Below are 3,671 nucleotides of genomic sequence, written 5' to 3'. Positions count from 1 at the left end.
CGCTTTTTAGTTACAGCTTATGGTTCTTGTGTTGGTGGTCGCCTAGCTCTCTCGTGTATCGCCGGTTGGGTGGGGGGTGGGGCCGGGGGTGCGCGCCGGGGCGGTGGGGGGGCGCCGCGCGGGGTGCCCCACTCCCCCGTCCCCCAACGCAGGGCATCCGAAGATTATTCACCCACAAGCGTGCGCCTGATGACGACGCCCGCCACGAGCGGCCGCTGACCAGCGGGAACGCAGTCGCCCTGGGCGGGTCGCGCGGTCGTCGCCCTGCCGGACATGCCCGGCAGGCCTGACATGCCCGACGGCGGACGCTCGCCTCTCGCGCGAGGCGCGCTCCGCCGTCGGGCACCTGTCACGGGCTACGCCTGGGCGGGCTCGTACTGCTCGACGTAGCGGTCGATCTCGTCGAGGTACGCCGCGCGACGCTCCGCGTCGATCCACGAGGCCTCGAACGAGTTCTTCGCGAGCGTCACGACCTCCTCGGACGTGAGGCCGGCCTTGGCCGCGACCGCGGCGTAGTTGTCGGCCACGTAGCCGCCGAAGTAGGCCGGGTCGTCGGAGTTGATGGTGATCTTGACGCCGTCGCGCAGGAGCTGGGCGACCTCCACGGCCTTCATGTCGTCGGTCACGAAGCTGTTCGACACGGGGCAGCTCGTCAGGCCGATGCCTCGGGCCTTGACCTCGGCCACGAGCGCGGGGTCCTCGACGATGTTGGTGCCGTGGTCGATGCGGTCGACCTCGATGGTCTCGAGCACCGTGCGGATGTTGTCGATGCTGCCGACCTGGTCGATGTCGCAGTGCATCGTCAGGCGGTAGCCGAGCTCACGGGCACGGGCGAAGACCGTGGTGAACTTCTCGGGCGGGTTGCCGCGCTCGTCGGAGTCCAGTCCCACGCCCAGGATCAGGTCCTTGAACGGCACCGAGGCCTCGAGCGTCTCGGCGGCGCTCTCCGCCGAGAGGTCGCGCAGGAAGCACAGGATGAGGTCGGCGTCGACACCGAAGTCGGCCGCGGCGGCCGCGGCGCGGTGGTAGCCCTTGACGACGGCCTCGAACGGGACGCCGCGCGCGGTGTGCGCCTGGGGGTCGAAGAACATCTCGGCGTGCTTGACGCCGTTCGCGGCCGCGCGCAGGAGGTACGCGTGGGCGAGCTCGAAGAAGTCGTCCTCGGTCTGCAGGACGTCCATGGCCGGGTAGTACACGGCGAGGAAGCTCGTGAGGTCCGTGAACCTGTACGTCGCCTGCACCTCCTCGACCGTGGTCTGGCCGATGTCGATGCCGTTGCGCTCGGCGAGGCGGAGCTTGAGGTCCGGCTCGAGGGTGCCCTCGAGATGCAGGTGGAGCTCGGCCTTGGGCAGCCCGGTGACGAAGTCCAGGGTGGGCTGGAGGGGCAGAGGCATGGTTCTCCTTCGTGTGGGGGTCGTCCTCCCATCATGCCTTGCGCGCCGGTGGTGGCCCGTGGCCGGTCACGGCCTCGCCTCCCGCGGCGTGACCACATCGCGAGACGGTCTGCTCGCCCTGCGGTCGCCGTCCTTACCGTGGGACGCGAAGTTACCGGGTAGTACGGTCCCCCCTCGAAGCCCAGGGGACCTCCTCGACGCTTCCCCGAACCCCGCAGGAGCACTCCCGTGACCACGACGGCAGCACACTCGACCGCCGACCCGTCCGGCGCGACCGGCACCGCCGGCACCGCCGGCTCTGTCGGGCGGGCCGGCACCGCCGGGTCGCCCGGCGCCCCGGACGCCCCCGCCAACAGCAAGGGGCGCGTGATCTTCGCGAGCCTCATCGGCACCTCGATCGAGTTCTACGACTTCTACGCGTACGCGACGGCTGCGGTCCTCGTCTTCCCGGCCGTGTTCTTCTCGGCCCTCGACGGCAGCACGTCCCAGCTCCTCGCGTCGTTCGCGGTGTTCGGCGTCGCGTTCGTCGCGCGGCCCCTCGGGTCGATCGTGTTCGGCCACTACGGCGACCGGATCGGCCGCAAGGGCACGCTCGTCGCGTCGCTCCTGACCATGGGCGTCGCGACGTTCCTCATCGGCCTGCTGCCGCCGTCGTCGACCCCGGGCTGGTCCGTGCTCGCGCCCGCGCTGCTGGTCCTCATGCGCTTCTGCCAGGGCCTGGGGCTCGGCGGCGAGTGGAGCGGCGCTGCGCTGCTCGCGACCGAGAACGCCCCCGCGGGCAAGCGCGCGATCTGGGGCACGTTCCCCCAGCTCGGCGCCCCGATCGGGTTCATCCTCGCGAACACCACGTTCCTGGTCCTCGCCGAGACGCTGACCGACGAGCAGTTCTCCTCGTGGGGCTGGCGCGTGCCGTTCCTGGCCAGCGCGCTCCTCGTGATCGTGGGCCTGTGGGTCCGTCTGCGCCTGGTCGAGAGCCCCTCGTTCCAGAAGGTCGTCGAGACCGGCGCGGTCGCCAAGCTGCCCGTGGCGCAGGTGTTCCGCAGCTCGTGGCGCCAGATCGTGCTCGGCACGTTCATCATGCTCGCGACGTACGTGCTGTTCTACCTCATGACCACGTTCACGCTGACGTTCGGCACCGCGCCCGCCGAGGTCCCCGCGGGGAGCGGCGGCGCGCCGGGCCTCGGCTACGAGCGCACCGACTTCCTCGTGATGCTCATCGTCGGCGTCGTCTTCTTCGGGATCTTCACGCTCGCGTCCGGGCCGATGGCCGAGAGGTTCGGGCGGCGCAAGCACCTCCTCTGGACGACCGTCGCGATCATCGCGTTCGGCGCCCTCTTCGTGCCGCTGTTCATGGGCGGGACCGTGGGAGTCATGACGCTCCTGGTCGTGGGCTTCACGCTCATGGGCCTGACGTTCGGCCCCATGGCCGCGATCCTGCCCGAGCTCTTCCCCGCCAACGTCCGGTACACGGGCTCGGCGATCGCCTACAACCTGTCGTCGATCCTCGGGGCGGCCGTCGCACCGTTCATCGCGGTCGCGCTGTGGGAGCAGGCGGACGGCTCGCCCGTGCTGGTCGGGGTCTACCTGTCCGCCATGTCGGTCCTGACGCTCGTGGCGCTGCTCGTGAGCAAGGAGACCAAGGACGTGGAGTACACCGACAACGTGAGCTGACCGCTCGGTGCCGCGAGACAGGGTGCCCGCTATCTCGTCGCGGCTGCCCGTGCCGAGTCCAGGCTCTCGCGGACCAGCCCCAGGACGACCGCGAGCTCGTCGGCGTCGCGCGGTCCGTAGACCATGATCTCGGTCGCGTGGTCCGCGTACTGGTGCGGCTCGCCCCAGCCGGCCGCGCAGACCTCCTCGGCCCGCGGTCGTGGCAGGCACAGGTGCAGGCTCGTGTCGGTCACCCCGTGCAGGTGGACCGGTTCGAGGCGCTGGTCGGGTGCCGCGAGTGACGTCGCAGGGACCGTCGTGCGGTCGAGGCCGTCGAGGAACAGCGCCCGGGACGTCGCCGGGGACACCGAGCTGTGCCCCTCCCGGACCTCGTCGATCGTGGTCGCCGCGAGCACCAGCTCGCCCCACAGCGCGGCCGGAGAGAGCTGGTCGACCTGCCGGTGCGGCCCCTCGTCCGACGTGGTGGGGCGAGGGCCTCGGCGAGGGGGCAGCGTCATGGCTCGGAGGCTAGCGGCGGCGCCCCGGTCGCGGCGAGGTAATTGTCCGTGTCCCGGGTGGCGCACCTCGGACGCCCGACGCCGGAGCGCACCTTCACGGGGGAAGGTG

General features: G+C 70.9%; 3 protein-coding genes. 1 reads left to right on the top strand and 2 read right to left on the bottom strand.

Features of this window, described 5'->3' with window-relative positions:
* Positions 1-356: 356 nt before the first annotated feature.
* Entirely contained in the window at positions 357-1,394 is a 1,038-nt protein-coding gene (locus ACFRCR_RS17680) for an adenosine deaminase (protein ID WP_377679382.1), read from the bottom strand.
* Positions 1,395-1,760: 366 nt separating this feature from the next.
* Here ACFRCR_RS17680 and ACFRCR_RS17675 point away from each other — a divergent pair, with 366 nt between their 5' ends.
* The gene (locus ACFRCR_RS17675) at positions 1,761-3,065 is read left to right on the top strand and encodes an MFS transporter (RefSeq protein ID WP_377679384.1); all 1,305 of its coding nucleotides are present in this window, start codon (positions 1,761-1,763) and stop codon (positions 3,063-3,065) included.
* A gap of 29 nt (positions 3,066-3,094) precedes the next feature.
* On the opposite strand, the gene ACFRCR_RS17670 is transcribed toward ACFRCR_RS17675, so the two are convergent.
* Entirely contained in the window at positions 3,095-3,562 is a 468-nt protein-coding gene (locus tag ACFRCR_RS17670; RefSeq protein ID WP_377679380.1) for a luciferase family protein, read from the bottom strand.
* Between the last annotated feature and the right edge of the window lie 109 nt (positions 3,563-3,671).

It is taken from the genome of Oerskovia sp. NPDC056781, from assembly GCF_042789955.1.
GTDB lineage: Bacteria > Actinomycetota > Actinomycetes > Actinomycetales > Cellulomonadaceae > Oerskovia > Oerskovia rustica.
The sequence above is the reverse complement of the archived record's forward strand: the minus strand, read 5'-3'. Positions and strand labels throughout refer to the sequence as shown.

Coding starts and splice junctions, on each gene's coding strand:
- ACFRCR_RS17680 (WP_377679382.1), bottom strand. CDS start 1,394: ATGCCTCTGCCCCTCCAGCCCACCCTGGACTTCGTCACCGGGCTGCCC.
- ACFRCR_RS17670 (WP_377679380.1), bottom strand. CDS start 3,562: ATGACGCTGCCCCCTCGCCGAGGCCCTCGCCCCACCACGTCGGACGAG.